The organism is Pseudomonas sp. BIGb0278 (genome assembly GCF_024809895.1).
In the GTDB taxonomy this organism is placed as follows: domain Bacteria; phylum Pseudomonadota; class Gammaproteobacteria; order Pseudomonadales; family Pseudomonadaceae; genus Aquipseudomonas; species Aquipseudomonas shirazensis.
Genome location: NZ_JANUEL010000002.1, coordinates 282,975 through 308,048 on the forward strand (window position 1 = coordinate 282,975; position 25,074 = coordinate 308,048).

The 25,074-nt window shown below is 63.5% G+C and carries 24 protein-coding genes and 2 pseudogenes; 14 read left to right on the forward strand and 12 right to left on the reverse strand.

The window, feature by feature from the left end:
- Positions 1-17 precede the first annotated feature (17 nt).
- Positions 18-293 (reverse strand): polyhydroxyalkanoic acid system family protein, encoded by a 276-nt coding sequence (locus M2396_RS10000; protein WP_101315693.1) that lies wholly within the window; start codon positions 291-293, stop codon positions 18-20.
- 124 nt (positions 294-417) lie between these two features.
- Between M2396_RS10000 and ubiE the strand changes: the two genes are divergently transcribed.
- From ubiE to M2396_RS24335, 13 genes and pseudogenes are all read left to right on the forward strand, one after another.
- Positions 418-1,188, forward strand: a complete 771-nt coding sequence (gene ubiE / locus M2396_RS10005) for a bifunctional demethylmenaquinone methyltransferase/2-methoxy-6-polyprenyl-1,4-benzoquinol methylase UbiE (RefSeq protein WP_101315691.1) — start codon at positions 418-420, stop codon at positions 1,186-1,188.
- Positions 1,188-1,811, forward strand: coding sequence for an SCP2 domain-containing protein (locus M2396_RS10010; RefSeq protein ID WP_181105772.1), 624 nt, complete (start codon positions 1,188-1,190; stop codon positions 1,809-1,811). The genes ubiE and M2396_RS10010 overlap by 1 nt, the downstream gene beginning before the upstream one ends.
- A complete protein-coding gene (gene ubiB, locus M2396_RS10015; protein WP_101315687.1) occupies positions 1,808-3,418 on the forward strand; it encodes a ubiquinone biosynthesis regulatory protein kinase UbiB in 1,611 nt (536 codons plus the stop codon). The genes M2396_RS10010 and ubiB overlap by 4 nt, the downstream gene beginning before the upstream one ends.
- A 73-nt stretch (positions 3,419-3,491) precedes the next feature.
- Complete coding sequence (gene hisI, locus M2396_RS10020) at positions 3,492-3,884, forward strand: phosphoribosyl-AMP cyclohydrolase (RefSeq protein WP_101315685.1); 393 nt, start codon at positions 3,492-3,494, stop codon at positions 3,882-3,884.
- A 1-nt stretch (position 3,885) separates the two neighbouring features.
- Entirely contained in the window at positions 3,886-4,221 is a 336-nt protein-coding gene (locus tag M2396_RS10025) for a phosphoribosyl-ATP diphosphatase (protein ID WP_101315683.1), read from the forward strand.
- A gap of 124 nt (positions 4,222-4,345) precedes the next feature.
- Positions 4,346-4,630, forward strand: a complete 285-nt coding sequence (locus M2396_RS10030; RefSeq protein WP_101315681.1) for a twin-arginine translocase TatA/TatE family subunit — start codon at positions 4,346-4,348, stop codon at positions 4,628-4,630.
- A 3-nt stretch (positions 4,631-4,633) separates the two neighbouring features.
- Positions 4,634-5,050, forward strand: coding sequence for a Sec-independent protein translocase protein TatB (gene tatB, locus M2396_RS10035; protein ID WP_259074535.1), 417 nt, complete (start codon positions 4,634-4,636; stop codon positions 5,048-5,050).
- On the forward strand, positions 5,047-5,838 hold the full coding sequence (gene tatC / locus M2396_RS10040; protein ID WP_101315677.1) for a twin-arginine translocase subunit TatC: 792 nt from the start codon (positions 5,047-5,049) through the stop codon (positions 5,836-5,838). Before tatB ends, tatC begins: the two co-directional genes overlap by 4 nt.
- Positions 5,835-6,542 (forward strand): 16S rRNA (uracil(1498)-N(3))-methyltransferase, encoded by a 708-nt coding sequence (locus M2396_RS10045; RefSeq protein WP_101315675.1) that lies wholly within the window; start codon positions 5,835-5,837, stop codon positions 6,540-6,542. The genes tatC and M2396_RS10045 overlap by 4 nt, the downstream gene beginning before the upstream one ends.
- A gap of 133 nt (positions 6,543-6,675) precedes the next feature.
- A pseudogene (locus M2396_RS24320) lies at positions 6,676-7,704 on the forward strand (methyl-accepting chemotaxis protein); the annotation flags it as partial.
- A gap of 141 nt (positions 7,705-7,845) precedes the next feature.
- Positions 7,846-8,559 (forward strand): methyl-accepting chemotaxis protein, encoded by a 714-nt coding sequence (locus tag M2396_RS24325; protein ID WP_375140262.1) that lies wholly within the window; start codon positions 7,846-7,848, stop codon positions 8,557-8,559.
- A 151-nt stretch (positions 8,560-8,710) separates the two neighbouring features.
- Positions 8,711-9,799, forward strand: a pseudogene (locus M2396_RS24330) (methyl-accepting chemotaxis protein); the annotation flags it as partial.
- Positions 9,791-10,654: a methyl-accepting chemotaxis protein gene (locus M2396_RS24335; RefSeq protein WP_375140263.1), complete on the forward strand. Its 864-nt coding sequence runs from the start codon at positions 9,791-9,793 to the stop codon at positions 10,652-10,654. The pseudogene M2396_RS24330 and the gene M2396_RS24335, both read left to right, overlap by 9 nt.
- Positions 10,655-10,695: 41 nt before the next feature.
- Here the strand turns inward: M2396_RS24335 and M2396_RS10060 are convergent, their stop codons facing one another.
- The 7 genes from M2396_RS10060 to pip form a co-directional block, all read right to left on the reverse strand.
- Positions 10,696-11,430 carry an amino acid ABC transporter ATP-binding protein gene (locus M2396_RS10060; RefSeq protein ID WP_101322925.1) on the reverse strand — a complete coding sequence of 245 codons (735 nt, stop codon included), beginning with the start codon at positions 11,428-11,430 and terminating at the stop codon, positions 10,696-10,698.
- On the reverse strand, positions 11,423-12,385 hold the full coding sequence (locus tag M2396_RS10065) for an amino acid ABC transporter permease (RefSeq protein WP_150571204.1): 963 nt from the start codon (positions 12,383-12,385) through the stop codon (positions 11,423-11,425). Before M2396_RS10065 ends, M2396_RS10060 begins: the two co-directional genes overlap by 8 nt.
- 79 nt (positions 12,386-12,464) lie before the next feature.
- Positions 12,465-13,262: a transporter substrate-binding domain-containing protein gene (locus M2396_RS10070; RefSeq protein ID WP_101322924.1), complete on the reverse strand. Its 798-nt coding sequence runs from the start codon at positions 13,260-13,262 to the stop codon at positions 12,465-12,467.
- Between the two features lie 280 nt (positions 13,263-13,542).
- A complete protein-coding gene (mdoH, locus tag M2396_RS10075) occupies positions 13,543-16,107 on the reverse strand; it encodes a glucans biosynthesis glucosyltransferase MdoH (protein ID WP_101315667.1) in 2,565 nt (854 codons plus the stop codon).
- Entirely contained in the window at positions 16,100-17,815 is a 1,716-nt protein-coding gene (locus M2396_RS10080; RefSeq protein ID WP_224785537.1) for a glucan biosynthesis protein G, read from the reverse strand. Before M2396_RS10080 ends, mdoH begins: the two co-directional genes overlap by 8 nt.
- A 263-nt stretch (positions 17,816-18,078) precedes the next feature.
- A complete protein-coding gene (dtd, locus tag M2396_RS10085) occupies positions 18,079-18,516 on the reverse strand; it encodes a D-aminoacyl-tRNA deacylase (protein ID WP_101315663.1) in 438 nt (145 codons plus the stop codon).
- Positions 18,513-19,484, reverse strand: a complete 972-nt coding sequence (gene pip, locus M2396_RS10090; RefSeq protein WP_101315661.1) for a prolyl aminopeptidase — start codon at positions 19,482-19,484, stop codon at positions 18,513-18,515. The genes dtd and pip overlap by 4 nt, the downstream gene beginning before the upstream one ends.
- A gap of 186 nt (positions 19,485-19,670) precedes the next feature.
- Here pip and M2396_RS10095 point away from each other — a divergent pair, with 186 nt between their 5' ends.
- On the forward strand, positions 19,671-19,880 hold the full coding sequence (locus M2396_RS10095; RefSeq protein WP_188035180.1) for a hypothetical protein: 210 nt from the start codon (positions 19,671-19,673) through the stop codon (positions 19,878-19,880).
- A gap of 52 nt (positions 19,881-19,932) precedes the next feature.
- On the opposite strand, the gene hutG is transcribed toward M2396_RS10095, so the two are convergent.
- The 4 genes from hutG to hutH all read right to left on the reverse strand — a co-directional run bounded on the left by hutG (position 19,933) and on the right by hutH (position 25,059).
- A complete protein-coding gene (gene hutG, locus M2396_RS10100) occupies positions 19,933-20,736 on the reverse strand; it encodes an N-formylglutamate deformylase (RefSeq protein ID WP_188035179.1) in 804 nt (267 codons plus the stop codon).
- A 10-nt stretch (positions 20,737-20,746) separates the two neighbouring features.
- Entirely contained in the window at positions 20,747-21,952 is a 1,206-nt protein-coding gene (gene hutI / locus M2396_RS10105; RefSeq protein ID WP_259074545.1) for an imidazolonepropionase, read from the reverse strand.
- A 15-nt stretch (positions 21,953-21,967) separates the two neighbouring features.
- Complete coding sequence (locus tag M2396_RS10110) at positions 21,968-23,371, reverse strand: amino acid permease (RefSeq protein WP_188035177.1); 1,404 nt, start codon at positions 23,369-23,371, stop codon at positions 21,968-21,970.
- Between the two features lie 155 nt (positions 23,372-23,526).
- Complete coding sequence (gene hutH, locus M2396_RS10115) at positions 23,527-25,059, reverse strand: histidine ammonia-lyase (RefSeq protein WP_101315650.1); 1,533 nt, start codon at positions 25,057-25,059, stop codon at positions 23,527-23,529.
- Positions 25,060-25,074: the final 15 nt, after the last annotated feature.

The window sequence follows — 25,074 nt, forward strand, 5'->3', positions numbered from 1 at the left end:
GCCTCAAGACTGGAGGCTCAGGCCAGGGCCTTGTCCAATGCCCGTTCGATCTCGCCCTTGATGGTGCCGCTCATCATCGACATCATCATGCCCAGCTTCAATTGAACGCGGATCAGGTCGTCGCCGATTTCGACGCTGCCCTTGGCGCCGCTGCGCGAAACTTCGACCCGATCACCCTGCCAGTTGGCCTCCAGGCCATATTCGCGGGTCAGTTTGTCGACCAGCGCCTCGGCCTTGGCGCGGGCGGCTTCGCGGCCGAGGGCGTGTTTGCGTTCAACGCTGATCTGGGTCATGCGGGCAATCCTGGATATAAAGACAATGGCGCCATTATGCCCGCCCCTGCCCGAGGGCACACCCCGCCAAGACAAATCCGCCCATTGCCCCTAGAATGGCGATACTTTTTTCCGGTGATGCGATATGAACGACCAGCGCAAAGGCGAACACGCCGAACCCACCACTCATTTCGGCTACAAAGATGTGCCAGAAAGCCAGAAAGCGAAGAAAGTCGCCGAGGTTTTCCACTCCGTAGCCGCCAAATACGACCTGATGAACGACGTGCTATCGGGCGGCATGCACCGCCTGTGGAAGCGCTTCACCATCGAGCTGTCCGGTGTGCGCAGTGGCAACCGGGTGCTGGATATCGCCGGTGGCACAGGTGATCTGGCAGCCAAGTTCTCGCGCCTGGTCGGCCCTACTGGCCAGGTCGTGCTGGCCGACATCAACGAGTCGATGCTCAAGGTCGGCCGTGACCGTCTGCTCGACCGTGGCGTGGCCGGCAACATCGAATTCGTCCAGGCCGACGCGGAAAAGCTGCCGTTCCCGGACAACCACTTCGACTGCGTGACCATCGCCTTCGGCCTGCGCAACGTCACTCACAAGGACGATGCCATCCGCTCCATGCTGCGCGTACTCAAGCCCGGTGGTCGCCTGCTGGTGCTGGAGTTCTCCAAGCCGACCAGCAAGCTGATGTCCAAGGCCTACGACGCCTACTCGTTCGCCTTCATGCCGCTGGCCGGCAAGCTGATCACCAATGACTCGGAAAGCTACCGTTACCTGGCCGAGTCGATCCGCATGCACCCCGATCAGGAAACGCTGAAGGCGATGATGGTCGATGCCGGTTTCGACCGCGTCACCTATCACAACATGACCAGCGGTATCGTCGCCGTGCACCGGGGGATCAAACCCTGATGTTGCTGGCCGGGCTGCTCGCCAGCGTCGAGCATGGCCTCAACCGCGTCCTGCGTCTGGACAGCACGGCCTTGCCGCGGCTGGCCGCGCTGGAAGGCAAGGTGATCGCCATCGACTGTCTGCAGCCGGCCCTGCAGCTGTACATCCTGCCCGATGAAGATGGCCTGTTGCTGGCTGCGCATTGGGAAAGCGAGGCCGACTGCACCCTGCGCGCACCGGCCAGTAGCCTGGTCCAGTTGGCCCTGGCCAAGGACAAGACCGCTGTACTGCACAGCCCGCAGGTGCAGCTGCACGGCGACAGCGCCGTGTTGCTCGACCTGGTGGCCGTGCTGCAAGACCTCGAGCTGGACTGGGAGTACGAGCTGTCGCGTTGGCTGGGCCCGGTGCCCACCGCCCTGCTCGCCGGCCACCTGCGCCTGCGTGCACGCTGGACCCGGCAGGGCCTGGCGCGCTTCAGCCAGAACCTCTCCGAGTACCTTGCCGAAGAATCCCGTACCCTGGTCGGCCGCCGCGAAGCCGAGGCCGCATTCAGCGAGCTCGACCGCGTCAAGGTCGATGTCGAACGCCTCGAGGCGCGCATCCGCCGCCTTGCCCGATCCCTTGATACCAGCGATAACGCATGAAGTTGCTCGCCGTCCGCCGCCTGTTTCGTATCCAGCGTGTAGTGATTCGCTACCGCCTCGATGACATTCTGTTCGAGCAACCGCTGCCCTGGTGGCTGATGAGCCTGCGTTTGCTCATGCCCTGGCGCTGGCTGCCACGCAAGCCCTCGCCGCTCAGCCGAGGCGCACGGGTGCGCCTGGCGCTGCAGGACCTGGGTCCGATCTTCATCAAGTTCGGCCAGTTGCTGTCGACCCGCCGCGATCTGCTGCCAAGCGACGTCGCCGACGAGCTGATGTTGCTGCAGGACCGCGTACCGCCATTCGACCCGCAACAAGCAGTGGCGCTGATCGAAGCGCAACTGGGCGCCAAGGTCAGCGAAGTGTTCAGCCGCTTCGACGTCGAGCCACTGGCCTCGGCCTCGGTCGCCCAGGTCCATAGCGCACGCCTGAAGACCGGCGAAGAGGTAGTGGTCAAGGTGGTGCGCCCTGGCCTCAAGCCGATCATCGCCCAGGACCTGGCCTGGCTGTTCCTGATCGCCAAGGGCGCCGAGCGGTTGTCCGCCGATGCCCGCCGCCTGCACCCGGTGGAAGTGGTCGGCGACTACGAAAAAACCATTTATGACGAGCTCGACCTGCTCCGCGAGGCGGCCAACTCGAGCCAGCTGCGGCGCAACTTCGAAGGCTCCGATCTGATGTACGTGCCGCAAGTGTATTGGGACCTGTGCCGGCCCAAGGTGCTGGTGATGGAGCGCATCTATGGCGTGCCGGTCACCGACATGGTGGCCCTGGCCGACCAGCGCACCGACATGAAGCTGCTGGCCGAGCGTGGCGTCGAGGTGTTCTTCACCCAGGTGTTCCGCGACAGTTTCTTTCATGCCGACATGCACCCAGGCAACATCTTCGTCAGCACGGTCAAGCCATGGAGCCCGCAGTACATCGCCATCGACTGCGGGATCGTCGGCAGCCTCACCGCCGAAGACCAGGACTACCTGGCGCGCAACCTGATCGCCTTCTTCCGCCGTGATTATCGCCGTGTAGCAGAGCTGCACATCGACTCCGGCTGGGTCCCGGCGCATACCAAGGTCAATGAATTCGAAGCCGCGATCCGCACCGTGTGCGAGCCGATCTTCGAGAAGCCGCTGAAGGACATCTCGTTTGGCCAGGTGCTGATGCGCCTGTTCCAGACCGCGCGGCGCTTCAACATGGAAGTCCAGCCGCAACTGGTCCTGCTGCAAAAGACTCTGCTCAACATCGAAGGCCTGGGCCGTCAGCTGTACCCGGATCTGGACTTGTGGAGCACGGCCAAGCCGTTTCTGGAGCGCTGGATGCGCGAGCGCATGAGCCCCAAGGCGGTGCTGGGCAATATCTACAGTCAGGCCGAGCAACTGCCGCACCTGGCCGACATGACCCGCGACCTGCTCGAGCGCCTGTCGCAACCGCACCTGCACGACCCGCAGATGCCCCAGCGCCGTCGTAACGGTGATCAATGGGCGCTGCGCCTGCTCGGTGCCGGCCTGCTCGCTGGTGGCGCCATCCTTGCCACGGGCGCCGTCAGCCTGGGGGCGCCAGCGGCGTGGCCGGCCTGGCTGATGCTCAGCGCCGGGCTGTACCTGGTGGTACGCCGATAGCCAGCCACGCTGCTGGCTGGCACACTAATGCAACAGGCCCGATAGCGAAGCGGGCCCGGTTTTGGAGTCGACGATGAAAGACTGGCTGGACGAGATCAAGTGGGACAGCGATGGCCTGGTGCCGGCAATTGCCCAGGACCATAAAAGCGGTCGGGTGCTGATGATGGCCTGGATGAACCGCGAAGCGCTGGCTCTGACGGCCGCCGAAAACCGTGCTATCTACTGGTCGCGCTCGCGTGGCAAGCTGTGGCGCAAGGGTGAGGAGTCCGGCCATGTGCAGAAGCTGCACGAGATGCGCCTGGACTGCGACGCCGATGTGATCATCCTGATGGTCGAGCAGCTGGGCCAGATCGCTTGCCACACCGGCCGCGAAAGCTGCTTCTACCGCGTCTTCGAAAATGGCCAATGGGTCAGCGTCGACCCGGTTTTGAAAGATCCCGATGCAATTTACCGCGCAGGCCACTGACATGAGCGATACCCTGACCCGTCTTGCCGAAGTACTGGAGGCCCGCAAAGGCGCGGCCCCGGACAGCTCCTACGTTGCCAGCCTCTATCACAAGGGTTTGAACAAGATCCTCGAGAAGGTCGGTGAAGAGTCGGTCGAGACCATTATTGCTGCCAAGGACGCTGCGCACAGCGGCGACTGCAGTGATGTCATCTACGAAACGGCTGACTTGTGGTTCCATAGCCTGGTGATGCTTTCGGCACTGGGGCAACATCCGCAGGCGGTGCTGGATGAGCTGGACCGCCGCTTTGGTTTGTCCGGGCATGATGAGAAGGCAGCGCGGCAGCCTTCGGCCTGATAGTGATGCACTGATTGATGGGGCTGCCTTGCAGCCTGTTCCGACCGATCCGGCGCCCCGGCAAGGCCGCTCCTGTACAAGGAGCGTATTGGCGAAGCCGACACACCTTTTTCAGGAGTACAAAATGGGTATTTTTGACTGGAAACACTGGATCGTCCTGCTGGTCGTGGTGGTCCTGGTGTTCGGCACCAAGAAGCTGAAAAACTTCGGCGGTGACCTCGGTGAGTCGATCAAGGGCTTTCGCAAGGCCATGAGCGATGAAGAGCACAAACCTGCCGAGCAGACCCCGCCGCCGGTGCAGCCAGTGCCGCCAACCCAGCAGCCGCATACCACAGCGCCGCTGACTCAACCGCACACCACCCTCGAGGGCCAGGCCCAGCCGGTCCAAGAGCAGCAGCGGAAAGACTGACCCATGTTCGGCATCAGCTTCAGCGAGTTGCTGCTCGTCGGCCTGGTCGCCCTGGTGGTGCTCGGCCCCGAGCGCCTGCCCGGCGCCGCGCGTACGGCGGGGCTGTGGATTGGCCGGCTCAAGCGCAGCTTCAACAGCATCAAGATGGAAGTCGAGCGCGAAATCGGCGCCGACGACATCCGCCGTCAGCTGCACAACGAGCACATCCTGTCGATGGAGCAGGAGGCCCGGCGCATTCTCAACCCACACGCAGAGCCACCCAAGCCAGCCCAACCGCCGGTAGACGCTGGCGCGCCGACCGTGCCGCTGGCAGAGCCACCAGCCGCCGTGCAGGCCCCTACTGCAGTGCCCGCCGAGCCGAGCACGCCTGTTGCCCCGGCCGCCATCCCTGAGCCGCCCCAGACGCCACGAGCCCCATGAGCGATAGACCGGACCACGACCAGCCGATGCCGCTGGTCTCGCACCTGACCGAACTGCGGACACGCCTGCTGCGCTGTATCGCGGTGATCTTCCTGATCTTTGCCGGGCTGTTCTCGTTTGCCCAGCAGATCTACACCCTGGTCTCGGCGCCGCTGCGCGACCACCTGCCGGCCAACGCGACGATGATCGCCACTGACGTGGCCTCGCCGTTCCTGACGCCGTTCAAGCTGACCATGATCGTTTCGCTGTTCCTGGCGATCCCGGTGATCCTCCACCAGATCTGGGGTTTCATCGCACCGGGCCTGTATCGCCATGAGAAACGCATAGCGATCCCGCTGCTGGTGTCGAGCATCGTGCTGTTCTATGCCGGCATGGCTTTCGCCTACTTCCTGGTATTCCCGCTGATCTTCGGCTTCTTCGCCAGCGCCACCCCGGAAGGGGTGTCGATGATGACCGACATCGCCAGCTACCTCGACTTCGTCATGACCTTGTTCTTCGCCTTTGGCGTGGCCTTCGAGATCCCGGTGGCTGTGGTATTGCTGGTGTGGATCGGCGTGGTCGACGTCAAATACCTGCGCAAGATCCGCCCCTACGTGATCATCGGTTGCTTCGTGGTCGGCATGGTCCTGACTCCGCCGGATATCTTTTCGCAGACCCTGCTGGCCGTACCGATGTGGTTGCTGTTCGAAATCGGCGTGCTCTGTGGTGGCCTGATCCGCAAGCGTGGCCCGCTCGATGAACCCGCTGCCGACGATCCGGAAGACCAGCCGCCAGCGACCCAGCCATGAACCTGCTGCTGCTTGAACAGGCCGACTTCATCGCGGCCGACCGCGTCGTGCTGGCTGATCGGCGCTTCACCCACATGCAGGAGATTCATCGCGTTGCAGTGGGCGACAACCTGCGCGTGGGTCAGATAAACGGGCTGATGGGGCAAGCCAGCGTGGTTCGCCTGGAGGGGCACGAGGCGGAGCTGCAGGTCAGCTTTGATCAGCAGCCACCGGCCAAGCTGCCGTTGACCCTGATCCTCGCCGTACCGCGGCCGAAGATGCTCCGCCGGCTGTTCCAGACCATCGCCACCCTCGGCGTGCCACGGCTGATCCTGCTCAACAGCTACAAGGTCGAGAAGAGCTTCTGGCAAACGCCGTTTCTCACCCCCGAGGCAATCCGCGAAAACCTTATCCTCGGCCTGGAACAGGCGCGCGACACGGTGCTGCCGGAAATCATCATCGAGAAGCGCTTCAAGCCGTTCGTCGAAGACCGGCTACCGGCCATCGCCGCCGACACCTTGGGTCTGGTCGGCCACCCCGGCGACTACCCGGCCTGCCCTCGCGCCGTGCAGCAGCCGGTCACCCTGGCAATCGGCCCGGAAGGCGGCTGGATCCCCTATGAAGTCGACTTGCTGGCCAAGGCAGGCCTGCAACCGGTGCAGTTGGGTGCACGCATCCTGCGGGTCGAGACTGCCGTCACTGCCCTGCTCTCGCGCATTTTCTGACTGATCGGTCAGAACTTTTCCGTCAAGTTTCCCCAGCCAAGGCCGATGCCCTGAGCAGCACAAGAAAAAATCTGCAGCGCCAACGCCGGGGGAGTCGAACATGTTCCAGTGGGTTGCCCAGTCTCTGGGAAATATGAGTGTCAGCCGCAAGCTCGGCTTTGGTTTTGGCCTGGTCCTGTTGCTGACCCTGGCAATCACCTTGACCGGCTGGTCCGGCATCAACGGCGTTACCTCGCGCGGTGACACGCTGGGCAACATCTCGGTGATCCATCAGTACACCCAGGAACTGCGCATCGCTCGCCAGCAATATGAGCGTGACCGCGACGAGAAAGGCGTCGCCGCGCTGGAAACAGCCTTGGGCAACCTGGACCGTCAGGTGCAATTGATGCTCGGCCAAATTGAGCAACCTGCCGACCTACAGCGCCTGGAGCAGCAACGTGAGGCGGTGCGTCAATACCAGCAAGCCTTTGCTGACATCCGCCAGGCCGGCCAGCGACGCGATGCCAGCCGCAGCGTGCTCGGCGACAGTGCCGACAAGGCCGCTGCGCTGATCAGCCAGGTCCAGCAGCGCCTGCTAGCGGCCGGCGATGTCAACCAGTACCAACACGCGGTCGAGGTCAGCGCCCTGCTGCAGCAGGCACGCTTCCAGGTGCGCGGTTACACCTACAGCGGTAAACCTGAATTCCAACAGACCGCTCTGACGGCCATCGACCAGGCCTTGGCCGTGCTCAACGCGCTGCCGACCAAGCTGCCGGCTGAATATGCCGCGGGCCTGGATGACGCCTCCACAGCGCTGGCCGCCTACCGCGATGCGGTCAATCAGTTTGCCAGTGCCCAGACCGCCGCCGAGCAGGCACTGCAGCGCATGACCGAGCAAGGCGCTGTGCTGATCGACACCAGCAAGCAGATGAGCAGTTCGCAAACCGAGGTGCGCGACCAAGGCACCCAGCAAGCCAAGACCGTGCTCGCCGGCGCCACCGCGTTGGCCCTGTTGCTCGGCCTGATCGCGGCATGGGCCATCACCCGCCAGATTGTTGTGCCACTGCGCTACACCCTGACCGCAGCCGAACGGGTAGCCAGCGGCGACCTCAGCCAGAACCTGCAGATCGACCGTCGCGATGAACTCGGCCAGTTGCAGGCCAGCATGCAGCGCATGACCGTGAGCCTGCGCGAGTTGATCGGCGGTATCGGCGACGGCGTCACCCAGATCGCCAGTGCGGCTGAAGAGCTGTCGGCAGTCACCGAGCAGACCAGCGCCGGGGTCAATAATCAAAAGGTCGAGACCGATCAGGTCGCCACCGCCATGAACGAGATGGCCGCCACCGTGCATGAGGTTGCGCGCAACGCCGAACAGGCCTCCGAGGCGGCCCTGGCAGCCGACCAGCAGGCCCGTGAAGGTGATCGCGTGGTCGGCGAAGCCATCGCTCAGATCGAGCGTCTGGCCAGCGAGGTGAACAACTCCAGCGAAGCGATGAATCAGCTCAAGGGCGAAAGCGACAAGATCGGCAGCGTGCTCGATGTGATCAAGGCAGTGGCTCAGCAGACCAACCTGCTCGCCCTCAACGCCGCCATCGAGGCCGCCCGCGCCGGTGAGGCCGGGCGCGGCTTTGCGGTAGTAGCCGACGAAGTGCGCAGCCTGGCCCAGCGCACACAGCAGTCGACCGAAGAGATCGAAGCGCTGATCGCCGGCCTGCAGAGCGGTACTCAGCGTGTAGCCAGCGTGATGGACGCCAGCCGCGACCTGACCGAGAGCAGCGTCGAGCTGACCCGCCGTGCTGGCGGTTCACTGGAGACGATCACCCGCACGGTGTCGTCGATCCAGGCCATGAACCAGCAGATTGCCACTGCCGCCGAGCAGCAGAGCGCGGTCGCCGAAGAGATCAACCGCAGCGTGATGAACGTGCGCGATATCTCCGACCAAACCTCGGCAGCCAGTGAAGAGACCGCCAGCTCCAGCGTCGAGCTGGCGCGCCTGGGCACCCACCTGCAGGGTCTGGTGGGGCGCTTCCGGCTCTAGAAGAGCAGCCGAACTGCGTACGGCTTAGGAATTTTCCTAGGCCTCGCAGTGAACTTTCCTACAGGATTTGCAGGTCAAGTCCTACAACCTCCGCGCCGATGAGCAGGCATGGCCACAGTCCGTGGTCATCTTGAATGGACGGAGGTATGCCATGTTCGGCTTTATCAATCGCACGCTCGGCAACCTGAGCGTCAGGCTCAAGTTGGCGCTGGGCTTCAGCGTGGTGCTGCTGCTTACCCTGGCCACCACAATAAGTGGCTGGAACGCCCTCGACGGCGCCATCAGTCGCTCGCAACAGCTCAGCGAAATCACCCGTATCAATGACTTGAGCAAGGACTTGCGCGCAGAGCGGATCACCTACCGGGTGCTCGCTGACGAGACCAGCAGGACGCGCATCAGTGCCATCATCGAGCAGCTCGAGAGCATGCTCGCCACCCTCCAGCAACGCAGCTCAGTCGACCAGTCACGCAAGCTGCTCACGCAAAAACTGGATCAGCTCAAGCGCCTGCGCGAAGACTTCGGCCTGCTCCAGCAAGCCGTGGCCAAACGCGGCCAGTTGCGCGTCGGTATGCAGCAGCAGGAACACACGCTGGGTGAGGCCATCGACGAGTTGCAGAACCAGACCCTGCTCAAGCTCTCGGCCGATGGCCAACAGAGCAACCTGATCAGCCTAATGGACAGCTTTTCGCGGCATGTCGAGGGTGCCAACCAGCAAAGCCTGCTGCCGGCCTATACCTACTCGCCGCTGGAGGCCTTCGCCAAGGTCGGCGACTCGGCGTTGGCCGCCGCCGACAGTACGCTTGCGCAATTGCGCGGTGCCCTTGCACCGTTGGGCCTGCCGCGCGCCCTGAGGGAGCGGCCAGGCACCGAGCTGGCGCGCTATCGCAGCAGCCTCGAGCAGTACCGCAGCGCTGCGATCGAGGTGGAGCAACTGCACGACAACATGGAGAAACTCGGCGACCAGCTGAGCGCCGCCAGCGTTGCCCTGGCCAAGCAGAAGATCGAGCAGCGCGACCATGAGGCGGTTGAAGACCGCTCGCTGCTGACCAGCGTCGCCTTGTTGGCCTTGGTGGTCGGGGTAATCGCCGCCTGGTTGATCACCGGCCAGATCATCCAGCCCCTGCGCCAGACCCTGGCCCAGGCCGCGCGTATTGCCCGCGGCGACCTCAGCCAACTGGACACGGTTGAGCGGCGCGACGAGCTGGGCCAGCTGCAGGCCAGCATGCGCGACATGACCGTGAGCCTGCGCGAGCTGATCGGCGGCATCGATCAGGGCGTCGGCCAGCTCTCCAGCGCTGCCTCGCAACTGGCTGTCGCCAGCCAGGACACCAAGGCACGGATCAACCAGCAGAAGGAGGATACCGACCAGGTCGCCACGGCCATGAACCAGATGAGCGCCACTGTGCAGGAGGTCGCGCAGAACGCCGAGCACGCTGCACAGGCGGCCACCAGTGCCGATCAGCAGGCGCAACAGGGAGATGCGGTAGTGACCCTGGCCGTGGCTGAGATCGAGCAGTTGGCCGCGCAGATGGACCACTGCCTGGAGGCCATGCACCACCTCGCGGCAGAGAGCCAGCGCATCGGCAGTATTCTGGATGTGATCAAGTCAGTATCGGTCCAGACCAACCTGCTGGCCTTGAACGCCGCCATCGAAGCAGCGCGAGCTGGCGAGGCGGGCCGTGGCTTTGCCGTGGTTGCCGACGAAGTACGCGGCCTGGCGCAACGAACCCAGCAGTCGACCGAAGAGATCGAACAGTTGATCGACAACCTGCACAGCGGTACCGATCAGGTCACGCAACTGCTCGACGACAGCAAGCAGCTCACCGAGCGCAGCGTCGAGCTGAGCCGCAAAGCCGGCGATGCCTTGGGCCAGATCACCCAGACGGTGTCCAATATTCAGGGTATGAACCAGCAGATCGCCACTGCCAGCGAGGAGCAAAGCGTGGTCGCCGAGCAGATCAACCGCAGCGTGCTGAGCGTACGTGATGTGTCCGATCAGACCAGCGCGGCGAGTGAGCAGACCGCCGCCTCAAGCGGCGAGCTGGAGCAGCTGGGCCGGCAACTGCGCAGCATGGTCGGTCGCTTCAGCCTGTAACCCGAGCCCGTCGCCAGTCCGGCTGGCGACGGACCCTGCACTTACAGCACCTGGCGCAGGAAAGCCTGAGCGCGCGGGTCTTTAGGCGAGTCAAAGAACGCCGCCGGTGCCGAATCTTCCAGCAACTTGCCATGATCGAAAAACAGCACGCGGTCGGCCACTTCGCGGGCAAAGCCCATTTCGTGGGTCACGCAGACCATGGTCATGCCTTCTTTGGCCAAGGTCTTCATCACGTCGAGTACCTCGCCGACCATTTCCGGGTCGAGCGCCGAGGTCGGCTCGTCGAACAGCATCACCTTCGGCTCCATCGCCAATGCGCGGGCAATCGCCACGCGCTGCTGCTGGCCACCGGACAGCCGCGACGGGAATTCGTTGGCCTTTTCGGCAATCCCGACCTTGTCCAGCAACGCCCGTGCCTTGGCCTCACGCTCGGCCTTGTTGCGTTTGCGCACGACCTTTTGCGCCAGGCACAGATTCTCCAGCACGGTCATATGCGGGAACAGGTTGAAGTGCTGGAAGACCATGCCGACTTCGCGGCGATAAGCATTGATGTCGGTTTTCGGGTCGGCCAGCGGTATGCCGTTGATCGACACGTGGCCGGCATCGAAGTGCTCAAGGCCGTTCAGGCAGCGCAGGAAGGTCGACTTGCCCGAGCCCGACGGGCCCAGTACTACCACCACTTCGCCCTTGGCTACACCGGTACTGACGTTATCCACCGCGCGCACCATCTGGCCGCGGGTGTCGAATACTTTCAACAGATCACGGACTTCAATCACTTTGCGCAAGCCTCCGCTCGAGCCGGCTGGCGAGGTGCGACAGCGGCAGGTTGATCAGCAGGTACAGCCCTGCCACGCAGAACCAGATTTCAAAGGTCGAGAACGAGGTGGTGATCGCCTCGCGCCCGCTCTTGGTCAGTTCGGTGATGGCGATCACCGAGACCAGCGAGGTGTCCTTGACCAGGCTGATGAACTGCCCGGCCAGCGGCGGCAACACCCGCTTGAACGCTTGCGGCAGGATCACATGGCGCATCGACTGGCTGGCATTCAGGCCCAGCGAGCGCGCGGCTTCGTTCTGCCCACGGGCAATCGACTGCACCCCGGCACGCACGATCTCGGCCACGTAGGCGCCGGTGAACAGCGCCAGCGCGGCCACCCCGGCGAACTCGCGCGAGAGGTTGAGCACCGTGCCGATGAAGAAATAGAAGATGAATATCTGCACCAGTAATGGCGTGCCGCGTACCAGCTCGACGTAGACCGTCGACAGATCGCGCAGGGTCGGGTTGTTGGACAACCGGCACAGCCCGGCAAACAGGCCGATCACCAGGCCCAGCGCCCCGGACACAACCGACAGCCACAGCGTGGTCCACAGGCCCCAGGCCAACGGCCCGGCCGCCCAATGGCGGGTGACACCGATCTGGTCGCCTTCGGCAACGTCATCGCCGCGGCTCAGTTGCAGGCTGTCTTTGACCACGTCCAGTACTTGCTGCTCGCCGTCTTCACCCTTGAGGGTAACGCGTGCGTTGTCGCCCTGGACTACGATCTCGGCAACCGTGCCATAGCTGGCGGCGCGCTGGGCTTCTTCAGCCTGGTAGGCGAAATACTGCGGGACGCGGTTCCAGCGCCACTCGTAGGCCATCATCGACGTGGCGAGGTACAGGCTGATGGCCAGACCGACCAGCACCAGCGCGGTCAGCCCGTGCCAGGGCCACTGGGCTTTCTTGTGTTTGATCACGTGGGTACTTCCGTAAATGCGAACGCGCAGGGTTTGCCTGCGCGTCGGGGGTCAAAGCCTGGGCTTGTGGCCTGGGCCCTTATTCCATTTCCTTGAGCCAGTCCTTGTTCTTGAACCACTTGTCGTGGATCCGATCATAGGTGCCGTCGTGCTTGATCTGGTGCAGGAAGTTGTTGATGAAGTTGATGCTGTCGTAGTCGCCTTTCTTCAAGCCGAATGCCAGTGGCTCGTAGGTGAAGGGTTCTTCGAGGAACAGCAGCTTGCCAGCGCCGGCCTTCTCGACCGCCACCACGTTGTAAGGGGCGTCGTAGACAAAGGCATCGGCCTTGCCGTTGACCACGTCCATGACCGCTTCCTGCTCGTTGTCATAGCCGTGGTACTTGGCTTTGCTGATGAGCTTCTTGGAAACCATCTCGCCGGTGGTGCCGAGCTTGGAGGTGATGCGGTACTTGTCGCTGTTCAGGTCCTTGTACGACTTGATCTCGCCCGCCAGCTCCTTGCGGATCAGCAGGGTCTGGCCGACCACGATGAACGGTTCGCTGAAGTTCAGGCGCAGGTTGCGTTCCTGAGTCAGGGTCATGCCGCTGCCGATCATGTCGAACTTGTTGGTCAGGAGAGCAGGGATGATGCCGTCGTAGGCGGTGGAGACGGTCTCCAGCTTGACGCCCATGGACTTGGCCATGGCTTTGAGGATATCGACTTCAAAGCCGATGATCTCGCCACGCTTGTTGGTCATCTGGAACGGCATGTAGGTGGGGTCCATACCGACCCGCAGGGTGCCGCTCTTGACCGCATCGTCGATGGCGCCGGCCTGGGCCGCAGTCACCGCGACCAGCGCCGTGACGCCGACCAGCAGTCGCGACAGGTATTTCTTCATCATCACCAAGTCCCCTAGCAAAGAAAGAGTACGAATCTTATTGTTGGCACGGCCGTACTGGCCTGCTCGGAATACCGGAAGCGATGCTAACGCATGCGCGGCTCGGGACCTAGAGCTGGGGGGGACTTTGTTGGCCAAAAAGAATGGGTATCTCGGGGGCCCTGGAGGGCGCTCTGCGCCCTTTTCGCGACACAAGGCCGCTCCTACACGGGATCGCGCTGTACCTGTAGGAGCGGCCTTGTGTCGCGAAAAGGGCCGCAGCGCGGCCCTCAGGGTTGTATCAGGCGCCGACCAACGTCGGCTGCCCATCACCCTCGGGATGCAACGGCAACAACGGCGAATGCGGATCGCTGTTGATCGAACTGCGCCAGGCGTCGATCCAGGCTGCATGTTCGCCGGCCCAGACCCGCTCGTGCAGACGCGACAGCGCGACCGGGTCGCTCAACAGCGCCAGGCGCGTATTGCCATCCAGCGCGGCCGGGCCGACTTCCAGCGCCTTGGCGATGCGCTCTTCACGCAGTGCCTCGATCGCCGCCGACTGGCCATGCCGGGCAGTGCCCATGGCGCAGGCAAGCGCATTCTGCCGCGGGTCGACCACAGCCCGCACGAAGCCGTCGTTCAATGCATGCCAACGGTTCTCGTGGGTGTACTGGTCAGTGGCGAGCAGCTCGGTTGGCGTGGCGTATTCCTCAGGAATCAGGAACAGCTTCTCGTCCTTGGCGCGCAGACCGAGGCCCACGCGGCTGGAAATCACCGATACCGGAATCGACAGCATCAGCGAACCAACAATCGGCACCAGCCACCACAGGAAGCTTGGGTTGAGCCAGGCTACCAGCACCGTCCAGGCCACACCGAGCAGGGTCTGCGGACCATGCCGACGCACCGCTTCGCTCCACGGCGTGGAGTCGTCATCACGCTGCGGCGAGTTCCAGGTCGCTGCCCAGCCGAGGAACGCGGCAAGCACGAAGCGGGTGTGGAAGATCATCCGTACCGGCGCCAGCAGCATCGAGAACAGCATCTCGATCAGCATCGACACGGTCACCTTGAAGCGCCCACCGAATTCGGTAGCGCCCTTGGCCCAGATCAGGATGATGCTCAAAAGCTTGGGCAGGAACAGCAACACCACCGTGGTGGAGAACAGCGCAATGGCCTTCTCCGGGTGCCATTGCGGCCACAGCGGGTACAGCTGGAACGGCTCAACGAAGTATTGCGGCTCCATCAAGGTGTTGGTCGCCAGCAACGCCGTCGACAGCACCAGGAAGAAGAACCACAACGGCGCGGACAGGTACGACATCACCCCGGTCAGGAACACCGCGCGGTGCACCGGGTGCATGCCTTTTACCAGGAACAGGCGGAAGTTCATCAGGTTGCCGTGGCACCAGCGACGGTCACGCTTGAGCTCGTCGAGCAGGTTGGGTGGCAATTCTTCGTAGCTGCCGTCCAGGTCATAGGCAATCCACACACCCCAGCCGGCACGGCGCATCAGCGCTGCTTCGACGAAGTCGTGGGAGAGGATCGCGCCGGCAAAGGCACCTTTACCCGGCAACGGCGCCAGCGCGCAGTGCTCGATAAAGGGCTTCATGCGGATGATCGCGTTGTGCCCCCAGTAGTGCGATTCGCCCAGCTGCCAGAAGTGCAGGCCAGCGGTGAACAGCGGGCCGTACACGCGGGTAGCGAACTGCTGCAGACGCGCATACAGGGTGTCCATGCCCGACGCCTTGGGCGCGGTCTGGATGATACCGGCGTCCGGGTTGGCCTCCATCAGGCGCACCAGGCTGCTCAGGCATTCACCGCTCATGACGCTGTCCGCGTCAAGCACGACCATGTACTTGTACTCGCTGCCCCAGCGACGGCAGAAGTCGTCGAGGTTGCCACTCTTGCGTTTGACGCGGCGGCGGCGGCGGCGATAGAAGATCCGGCCAAAGCCTTTGGCCTCGCGGCACACTTCAAGCCAGGCCTGTTGCTCGGCCACGGCGATATCCGGATCGTTGGAGTCGCTGAGTACAAAGAAGTCGAAGCGGTCGAGGTTGCCCGAGGCGGCGACCGACTCGAAGGTCGCGCGCAGGCCGGCGAATACCCGCGGCACGTCTTCGTTGCAGATCGGCATGACCAGCGCAGTACGCGCCTGGGCATCGATCGGCTCGTTGCCGGCACTGCTGCCGGAAATCTTGTACTTGTCGCGCCCGGTGAGCAGCTCCAGGAAGCCCATCAAGGCGGTCCAGAAGCCGGCCGAAACCCAACAGAAGAGAATGCCGAAGAGGATCAGGATCGAGGTCTGCAAGGCATACGGCCAGACCTGCACCACGGTGTCCCACAGCGGTTGGCTGAACACTTCGTCAAGGTCGACGAACGACCAGCCCTGGTACGGCAGGATGCCCTTCATGTACCAGCCAGCAACAATCGTCTGGCCGAGCATCAAGGTCAGCAGGATGTAACGGCGCATCGAGCCGACCCAGCGCCAGCGTGCCGCCGGCAGCTCGCGCTGGGGTGGTTGCGGGGCGTTGGGGCGGCCGGTCATGCGCCGCCACATGCGCACCAGCACATTGGTCCGCCATGGCTCTGGCAACACCCGGGTGCGAGTGATCGGCGGAGCGATCTTCAGGCTCAGGTTGCCATTGCTGTCAACGCCGAGCATCTCGGCCTCTTCCATTTCGCCGGCACTGCCGACGGTCAGGCGGGCAGCCACCGACGCCTCGGCAGAGCCGGCGGCCGGATCGGCCGCCAGACGCTGGTGCAGCTCGCTGAATGAGTTGCAGTCGGCCAGTTGCGCGCGCTGCTCGTCACTCAGGGGCAGGTGGGCCAGATACTCGGCAACCGAGACTGGCCGTAGGTTCGAATTACTCATCGGCAGGCAACTGATAGGTCCAGGTCTCGGTCAACACTTTCTCGGTGGTGGCCGGGGCCGCAGGGGTGGCTGCCGCGTCTGCAGCAGGTTGCTCGGCAGGCTTTTCAGCCTTGGCATGCTTGGCCGCAGCCTTGGCATGCTTGCTGTCCTTGGCCGGTTTTGGCGCTTCTACCGGGACGTCCTGCAGCAGCGCTGCACGCATCTCGGTGGACTTCTTCGGATCCTGGATCTTCAACCGCAGGGTCAGGCGCCAGCCTTTGGTTTCCGGGTTGTAGCGCAGGTTGTTCTCGACCACCTCGGCATTGTCGCCAACGCTGATCTGGCTGCGCACGGTGCTGTCTTCAGGCAGAGCGGCAAGCACGGGACCTGCGAAATCGACCAGGAAGGCTACGCTGCCATCCGGTTGACGGATCAGGTTGGACTGCTTGACGTCACCGGTGGAACGCAGGGTCTGCTTGACCCAACCCAGATCAGGGGCCTGGAACTTGGCCTCGTCGATGGTCCAGTGCAGGCGATAGTTGTAATCCGCTGACTGGCCTGGCTCAGGCAGGGTTTCCGGGCTCCAGAAGGCAACGATGTTGTCGTTGGTTTCATCAGCGGTCGGAATCTCGACCAGATCGACAGTGCCCTTGCCCCAGTCGCCTTGCGGCTCGATCCAGGCGCTTGGACGCTTCTGGTAGTTGTCGTCGAGGTCTTCATAGTCGCTGAAGGCGCGGTGGCGCTGCATCAGGCCGAAACCACGCGGGTTTTCCACGCTGAAGTTGCTCACGGCCAGGTGGCGCGGGTTGTTCAGCGGACGCCACAGCCATTCACCATTGGCTGCATGGATCGCCAGGCCTTCGGAGTCGTGCAGGGCTGGGCGGTAGTTGAGCACTTTGGACGGCTGGTTAGGGCCGAACAGATACATGCTGGTCAGCGGTGCAACGCCCAGACGGCTGACGTGGTCACGCAGGTAGATGCGCGATTTGACGTCGACGATGGTGTCGTTGCCCGGGCGTACGGTCAGCTTGTAGGCACCGGTGGAGCGCGGCGAATCAAGCAGGGCGTAGATCACCAGGTGCTTGTCGGCAGGCTTGGGCTTCTCGACCCAGAATTCGGTAAAACGCGGGAATTCCTCACCCGACGGCAGCGCGGTGTCGATGGCCAGGCCACGCGCAGAAAGGCCGTAGGCGTGGCCCTTACCGACTACGCGGAAGTAGCTGGCGCCAAGCAAGGTCATGATTTCGTCTTGCTTGTCAGCCTTGTTGATCGGGTAGAGCACGCGGAAACCGGCATAGCCGAGGTTTTCCACGGTCTTGGCGTCGTGCGGCACGTCGCCGAAATCGAAACGACTGGCGTCGTACTTGATCTCTTCAACCTTGGAGGCAGTGACTTCGTTGATTTTCACCGGCGTGTCGAAGTGCATGCCCTGGTGATAGAACGACAGCTTGAACGGGGTCTTGTCCTGAGCCCACTCGGCCTTTTCCTGGAGGAAGCGGATCTTCTGGTAGTCGGCGTACTTCATGTCACGGAACACCGTCGGCAGATTGCTCTTCGGTGCTTCGTACTTCTGACCGGCCAGATCCTTCGCCTTGGCGGCGACATCGTCAAGGTTGAATGCCCACAGCTGACCCGCGCTCAGCAGGCCGACCAAGGCCACGCCAGCCGCCAGGGCGGTACGCAACCGATTGCCGGGGATCTTTGGTGCATTACGGGGACTTACAATCACGAGCAACCCTCGCCGAAAACAGATCATGAAACCAACGGCCAGCTACAAATGCCGGGTTGGCGAGCACTGTTCGGACCCCGTAAGGGCTCAATGATTCCCCAAACGGCTCCAGACAGTCCTCAAGTCTTGGTACAACGAACCTGCGAACGCAGGTCCCTACAGCCGCGCGATTATCTAGCAGGCCGCGTGACAACGCATCAGGCGGCAACAACTATTTATCGTCAAAACCCTCTTGTTTTGTACAAACAAGCGGTTATTTCGCCTCAGATTTGTAACATAAATGTTACGGGGCCATCATTGACCAGATGGACCTGCATGTCGGCGCCAAAACGGCCACTGGCTACATCGTCGTGTGACGCCCGCGCCTGCCCCATCAGATACTCGAACAATTCAGCGCCAAGTGCAGGTGGCGCGGCGGTCGAGAAGCCCGGGCGCATGCCACTGCGGGTATCGGCCGCCAGGGTGAACTGCGACACCAGCAGCAAGCCGCCGCCAATGTCCTTCAGCGACAGGTTCATCTTGCCATCGGCATCACTGAACACCCGGTAGTTAAGCAGCTTGTGCAACAGTTTGTCGGCATGCTCGCGCGTATCTGCAGGCTCGACCGCCACCAATACCAGCAAGCCCTGCTCGACCGCACCGACCACTTCGCCGGCAACTTCGACGCGGGCGTTCTGCACGCGCTGCAGCAGGGCCTTCACGCTTCTTCCAACGGCAGGTCCAGCAAGCGCCGGGCCATCTGGTCGGCGGCGCGCACCAGCGCGTCGGTGATACCCGGCTCGGACGCGGCGTGGCCGGCGTCGCGGATCACTTTCAGCTCGCTGTTGGGCCAGGCCTGGTGCAGCTCCCAGGCGTTGTCCAGCGGGCAGATCACATCATAGCGGCCATGCACGATAACCGCCGGCAGGTGGGCGATGCGGGGCATGTCGCGGATCAGCTGATCGGGTTCGAGGAAGGCATCGTTGGTGAAATAGTGGCATTCGATACGGGCAATCGACAGTGCACGCTGCGGCTCGGAGAAGCGATCGACCACCAGCGGATTGGGCCGCAGGGTGGCGGTGCGGCCTTCCCAGGTCGACCAGGCCTTGGCGGCGTGCATCTGCGCGATCTGATCGTTGCCGGTCAGGCGCTTGTGGAAGGCCGTGACCAGATCGCCACGCTCGTCGTGCGGGATCGGTGCGATGTAGTCCTGCCAGTAGTCAGGGAACAGCCGGCTGGCGCCTTCCTGGTAGAACCAGCGGATCTCCTGGGCGCGGGCGAGAAAGATGCCGCGCAGGATCAGCCCGTGCACGCGCTCGGGGTGCTTCTGTGCGTAGGCCAGGGCCAAGGTCGAGCCCCATGAGCCGCCGAACAGCACCCATTTGTCGATGCCCAGGTGCTCGCGAATACGCTCCATGTCCTCGACCAGGTCCCAGGTGGTGTTGTTTTCCAGGCTGGCGTGCGGGGTGGAGCGGCCACAGCCGCGCTGATCGAAGGTAATGATGCGGTACAGGTTCGGGTCGAAATAGCAGCGGCTCTGCGCATCGCAGCCGGCACCCGGACCACCGTGGATGAACACCACCGGCAGACCTTCTGGCGAACCGCTCTCGTCGACATACAGCACATGCGGCGCTTGCACGGCCAGATCGTGACGGGCGTAAGGTTTGATCTGCGGGTACAGGGTCTGCATTGCGCACTCCATGAAGGGCTATTCTTCGGCTGCCGCCATCATAAACCCGAATCATGTCAGGGCGCATCGGCAACGCACGCTAACAGTCTGCGTCACCTGCGCAGTGCTACCGCCTTTAGGATAGCGACCCGCTCTTTCAACAGCCGGAAACACCCTAAGAAAATCCTGCATGTCGCCCTGCTGGCGTTGCTCGCGCCTGCTGCGTTCGCTGCTTCCGACGACCCGCGCCTGGAGCTGCGCAGCGCCATGCTGATGGCCGATGCGGCCCAGCAAGCCGCCGTAGCGCAGGGCTACAACATCGTCATCAACGTGCACGACCAGCACGGCAATCTGAAATACCTGCGGCGCGACGCCGCCGCTGGAGTGCAGGCTTACCAGGCGTCCGCGCCCGAGTGAAGCCTGCGCCTGCCTGGTCTCGAGCAACTGCACAGCCCTGTGCCGTGCGCGTCTAGCGCGCGTACCGCGCCTGCCCCCACGCAAGCATCACTTCGAGCAACTGGCGCAGCACTGCCTGAGTAGGCTGGGCCAGGTCTTCACGATAGGCGAACGGCTCGGTTTCGTTCATGTAGGTGCTCTGCGCCAGCTCCAGCTGCACGGCATGCACGTGTTGGGCCGGGGCGCCGTAGTGACGAGTGATGTGCCCGCCCTTGAAGCGTCCATTGAGCACATGGCTGTAGCCCGGCGCCTGGGCGCAGGTGCGCTGCAGTTGCTCGGCCAGTGCCGCGTCGCAACTGGCGCCATTGAAGGTACCGAAGTTGAAGTCCGGCAGCTTGCCGTCGAACAGGTGCGGGATGTGCGAGCGGATCGAATGCGCATCCCACAGCAGTGCATAGCCGAACTCTTCACGCAGACGCGCCAGTTCCCCGCGCAGGGTGTCGTGGTAGGGGCGCCAGATCTGCTCGAGATACTCCGCCCGCTGCGCCGCAGACGGCGCAAGGCCGGCAACGAACAGCGGCTCGCCGTCGAACAGGGTGGCCGGAAACAGCCCGGTGGTGGCCCCGGCATACAACGGCTGGTCATCTTCTGGCCGATTGAGGTCGATGACGAACCGCGAGTACTCCGCGGCGACCACGCTGGCACCCAGTTCACGGGCGAAGTCATACAGCCGTGGGATATGCCAGTCGGTATCGGGCAAGCTGCGCGCCTGTTCGACCAGGCCGTCGCGCACGGCGGCGGTCAAACCGAGGCCGGCGTGGGGCATGCTGATCAGCAGCGGCAGGCGGCCTTGGTGAAAGCTCAATACGTTGTCCATGAGGCCTCGCTCAAAAAGTTGATTGCACACCGCCGCGCACTACCCGCTTGGGCAAGTCGCCGCCCAGCCAGTACGCGAGGTCGGCCGGGCGATCGATCTGCCAGGCGACAAAGTCGGCGACCTTGCCGGCTTCCAGCGTGCCGTGAGTGCTGCCCAGGCCCAGTGCCGTGGCGGCATGCGCGGTAACCCCGGCCAACGCCTCTTCAGGGGTCATGCGGAACAGCGTGCAGCCCATGTTGAGCATCAGCCGCAGCGACAGGCCAGGCGAGGTGCCAGGGTTGAGGTCGCTGGCCAGAGCGATCTTCACCCCGTGCCGACGCAGCGCGTCCATCGGTGGCAGCTGGGTTTCGCGCAGGAAGTAGAACGCGCCCGGCAGCAGCACCGCGACGGTGCCCGCCGCGGCCATGGCAATGGCGTCGTCTTCGGTCATGAACTCCAGGTGATCGGCCGACAGCGCCTGATAACGGGCAGCCAGGCTGGAGCCGTGCAGCGATGACAACTGCTCGGCATGCAGCTTGACCGGCAAGCCCAGTTCGCGGGCCTTGATGAACACCCGCTCGACCTGCGCCGGCGAGAACGCCAGGTGTTCGCAGAAGGCATCGACCGCATCGACCAGGCCTTCGCCGGCCAACGCTGGCAGCAGCTCGTCGCAGATATGCTGGATGTAGTCATCGGCGCGCCCGGCATATTCCGGCGGCAGCGCATGGGCAGCCAGGCAGGTGCTGCGCACGGTCAGCGGCAGCGCTTCGCCCAGACGCCGAGCGACGCGCAACATCTTGCGTTCGTTGACCAGGTCCAGGCCGTAGCCTGACTTGATCTCAAGGGTGGTCACCCCATCGCGCATCAACGCTTCGACCCGCTGCCGGGCGCTGGCCAGCAGCTGCTCTTCGCTGGCCGCGCGAGTGGCGCGCACGGTGCTGGCAATGCCGCCGCCCTGGGCGGCAATCTCGGCATAGCTGACACCCTGCAAACGCTGCTCGAACTCGCCACTGCGGTTACCGCCAAACACCGCATGGGTGTGGCAGTCGATCAGCCCCGGGGTGACCCAGGCACCGCCCAGATCGACCGTCTCCAGGTCGGCCTGTGGCGCCAGCTCGGCGCGTGGGCCGATCCATTCGATCAGACCGGCGCGGGTGATGATCGCCGCATCCTCGATGATCGAATAGCTGCCGCCGACCATGCTTGCCACATGGCAGTGCTGCCATAACGTTGCCATACACTTCCTCCGTTACTAGCGGTGCAGCTCGGCCTGCTGCTCGGCCAACTGACCCTGACCTGCACGCGGCTTGCACCAGAGCAGGTAGGACGCGACCAGAAACACCACCCACACCACCCCGACCAGCAACGCTGCCTGAGTATCCGGGAAGTAGCCGAGCACACCAAAGATGAACACCATGAAGGCAATCGCCAGGGCCGGCCCATAGGGCCAGAACGGTACCGGGAACTTCAGTTTGGCTGCTTCCTCACGGCTCATGCTGCGGCGCATCGCCACTTGAGTGAGCAGGATCATCAGCCAGACCCAGACCGTGGCGAAAGTGGCGATCGAGGCGATCAGCAGGAACACGTTCTCCGGGATCAGATAGTTGAGCACCACGCCGATCAGCAGCGCCGCGCCCATCACTACCACCGTCAGCCACGGCACACCGTGTTTGGACAGCTGGGCGAAGCCACGCGGGGCATGGCCCTGCTGGGCCAGGCCGTACATCATGCGCCCGGCACCGAAGATGTCGCTGTTGATCGCCGACACTGCCGCAGAAATCACCACTACGTTAAGCACAGCAGCAGCCGAACCGATGCCAAGGTTGCTGAATATCTGCACGAACGGGCTGCCTTGGCTGCCGATCTGCGGCCATGGGTACAGGCTCATCAGCACAAACAGAGTCAGCACGTAGAACAGCAGGATACGCAGCGGCACGGCGTTGATTGCCTTGGGGATGACCCGCTGCGGGTCTTTCGCTTCGCCAGCAGTGATACCGATGATTTCGATACCGCCAAAAGCGAACATCACCACGGCAAACGAGGCGATCACCCCGGCAATGCCGTTGGGCATGAAGCCGCCATGCTCGAACAGGTTGCTCACGCCGACCGCCGAGCCACTACCGACCTGGCCCATGCCGAAGGCCATGATGCCAAGCCCGGCGAGGATCATCGCGACAATCGCGCCGACCTTGAGCAGCGACAGCCAGAATTCCATCTCGCCGAACACTTTGACGTTGCACAGGTTGAGCCCGCCGATCAGGAAGACGATGCCCAGCACCCAGATCCAACGCGCCACTTCAGGGAACCAGAAGCCCATGTAGATACCGAAGGCGGTCACGTCGGCGATACAGACAATGATCATCTCGAAGGCGTAGGTCCAGCCCAGCACAAAGCCGGACATCGGCCCCAGGTAGGTACTGGCGTATTGGCCAAAGGAGCCGGCGACCGGGTTGTGCACGGCCATTTCGCCGAGCGCGCGCATGACCATGAACACGGCGGCGCCACCGATCAGGTAGGCCAGCAGTACCGCTGGGCCGGCCATCTGGATGGCTGAGGCAGAGCCATAGAACAGCCCGGTGCCGATCGCCGAGCCGAGCGCCATGAAACGGATGTGGCGGGACGTCAGCCCGCGTTTTAGACCTTGAGATTGTTGCATGCTGCGTCCCTTTTATTTTTATGGACGGATTAGCGCGTTGGGGGCCGCTTTGCGGCCCTTCGCGGGTGAACCCGCTCCCACAGGTTACGGCGGCGCTGCAAATCCTGTGGGAGCGGGTTCACCCGCGAAGGCCTGCGCAGCAGGCCCCCAGCTTTTCACAGGCTTGGCAATACTCCAGCCGGCAACAACCCGGTCAGCGTACCTTCGGCCAGCAGCGCGCTGGCCATTTCAATATCCGGCGAGAAGAACCGGTCACGCTCGTAGTGGGCAACCTTGGCACGCAGGGCGCGGCGCGCCTGCTCCAGCTTGGCCGAGGTTTTCAGGCCCTTGCGCAGGTCCAGGCCCTGGCAGGCACCGAGCCATTCGATGGCAAGCACGCCACGCGTGTTCTCGGCCATTTCCCACAGGCGCTTGCCTGCTGCCGGCGCCATCGACACGTGGTCTTCCTGGTTGGCCGAGGTCGGCAGGCTGTCGACGCTGTGTGGGTGCGACAGCGCCTTGTTCTCACTGGCCAAGGCTGCGGCGGTGACCTGGGCGATCATGAAACCGGAGTTGACCCCACCGTTTTCGACGAGGAACGGCGGCAGCTGGGACATGTGCTTGTCCATCATCAGCGAAATGCGACGCTCGCTCAGCGAACCGATCTCGGCAATCGCCAGGGCCAGGTTGTCAGCGGCCATGGCCACCGGCTCGGCGTGGAAGTTGCCACCGGAAATCACATCACCTTCGGCGGCGAACACCAGCGGGTTGTCGGAGACAGCGTTGGATTCGATCGCCAGCACTTCCGCGGCCTGACGCAACTGGGTCAGGCAAGCGCCCATCACCTGTGGCTGGCAGCGCAGCGAGTACGGGTCCTGGACCTTGCCGCAGTTTTCGTGGGAGCGCGACACTTCGGTCGAGTCACCGAGCAGGTCACGGTAGCAGGCCGCGGCGTCAATCTGGCCGCGCTGGCCGCGCACTTCATGGATGCGCGCATCGAACGGCGAGCGCGAGCCCAGCGCGGCTTCGACGGTTAGGCCGCCGCAGGTGATCGCGGCGGCAAACAGGTCTTCAGCGTGGAACAAGCCGCGCAGGGCATAAGCGGTAGACGCCTGGGTGCCGTTGAGCAGGGCCAGGCCCTCTTTGGCGGCCAGGGTCAGCGGTTCGAGGCCGGCCACAGCCAGTGCTTCGTTAGCTTCCAGCCACTGCCCCTTGTAACGGGCCTTGCCCTCGCCGAGCAGCACCAGTGACATGTGCGCCAGCGGCGCGAGGTCGCCGGAGGCGCCGACCGAGCCTTTCAGCGGAATGTGCGGATAGACTTCGGCGTTGACCAGGCTGATCAGCGCATCGATGACCTTGCGCCGAATGCCGGAGAAACCACGACTGAGGCTGTTGATCTTGAGCACCATGATCAGCCGCACCAAAGCGTCGTCCAGCGGCGCGCCGATGCCTGCGGCGTGCGACAACACCAGTGAACGCTGCAGGTTCTCGAGGTCTTCACGGGCGATGCGGGTCGAGGCCAGCAGACCGAAACCGGTGTTGATGCCGTAGGCGGTGCGGTCTTCGGCGAGAATCTGCTCGACACAAGCGACGCTGGCATCGATCGCCGGGCCCGCGCTGTCGTCCAGGCGCAGCTTGACGGGTGCGGCATGAATGGCGCGCAGCTGGGCCAGGGTCAGGGTACCGGGCTTGAGGGTCAGTTCGGTCACTTCGCTACTCCATTG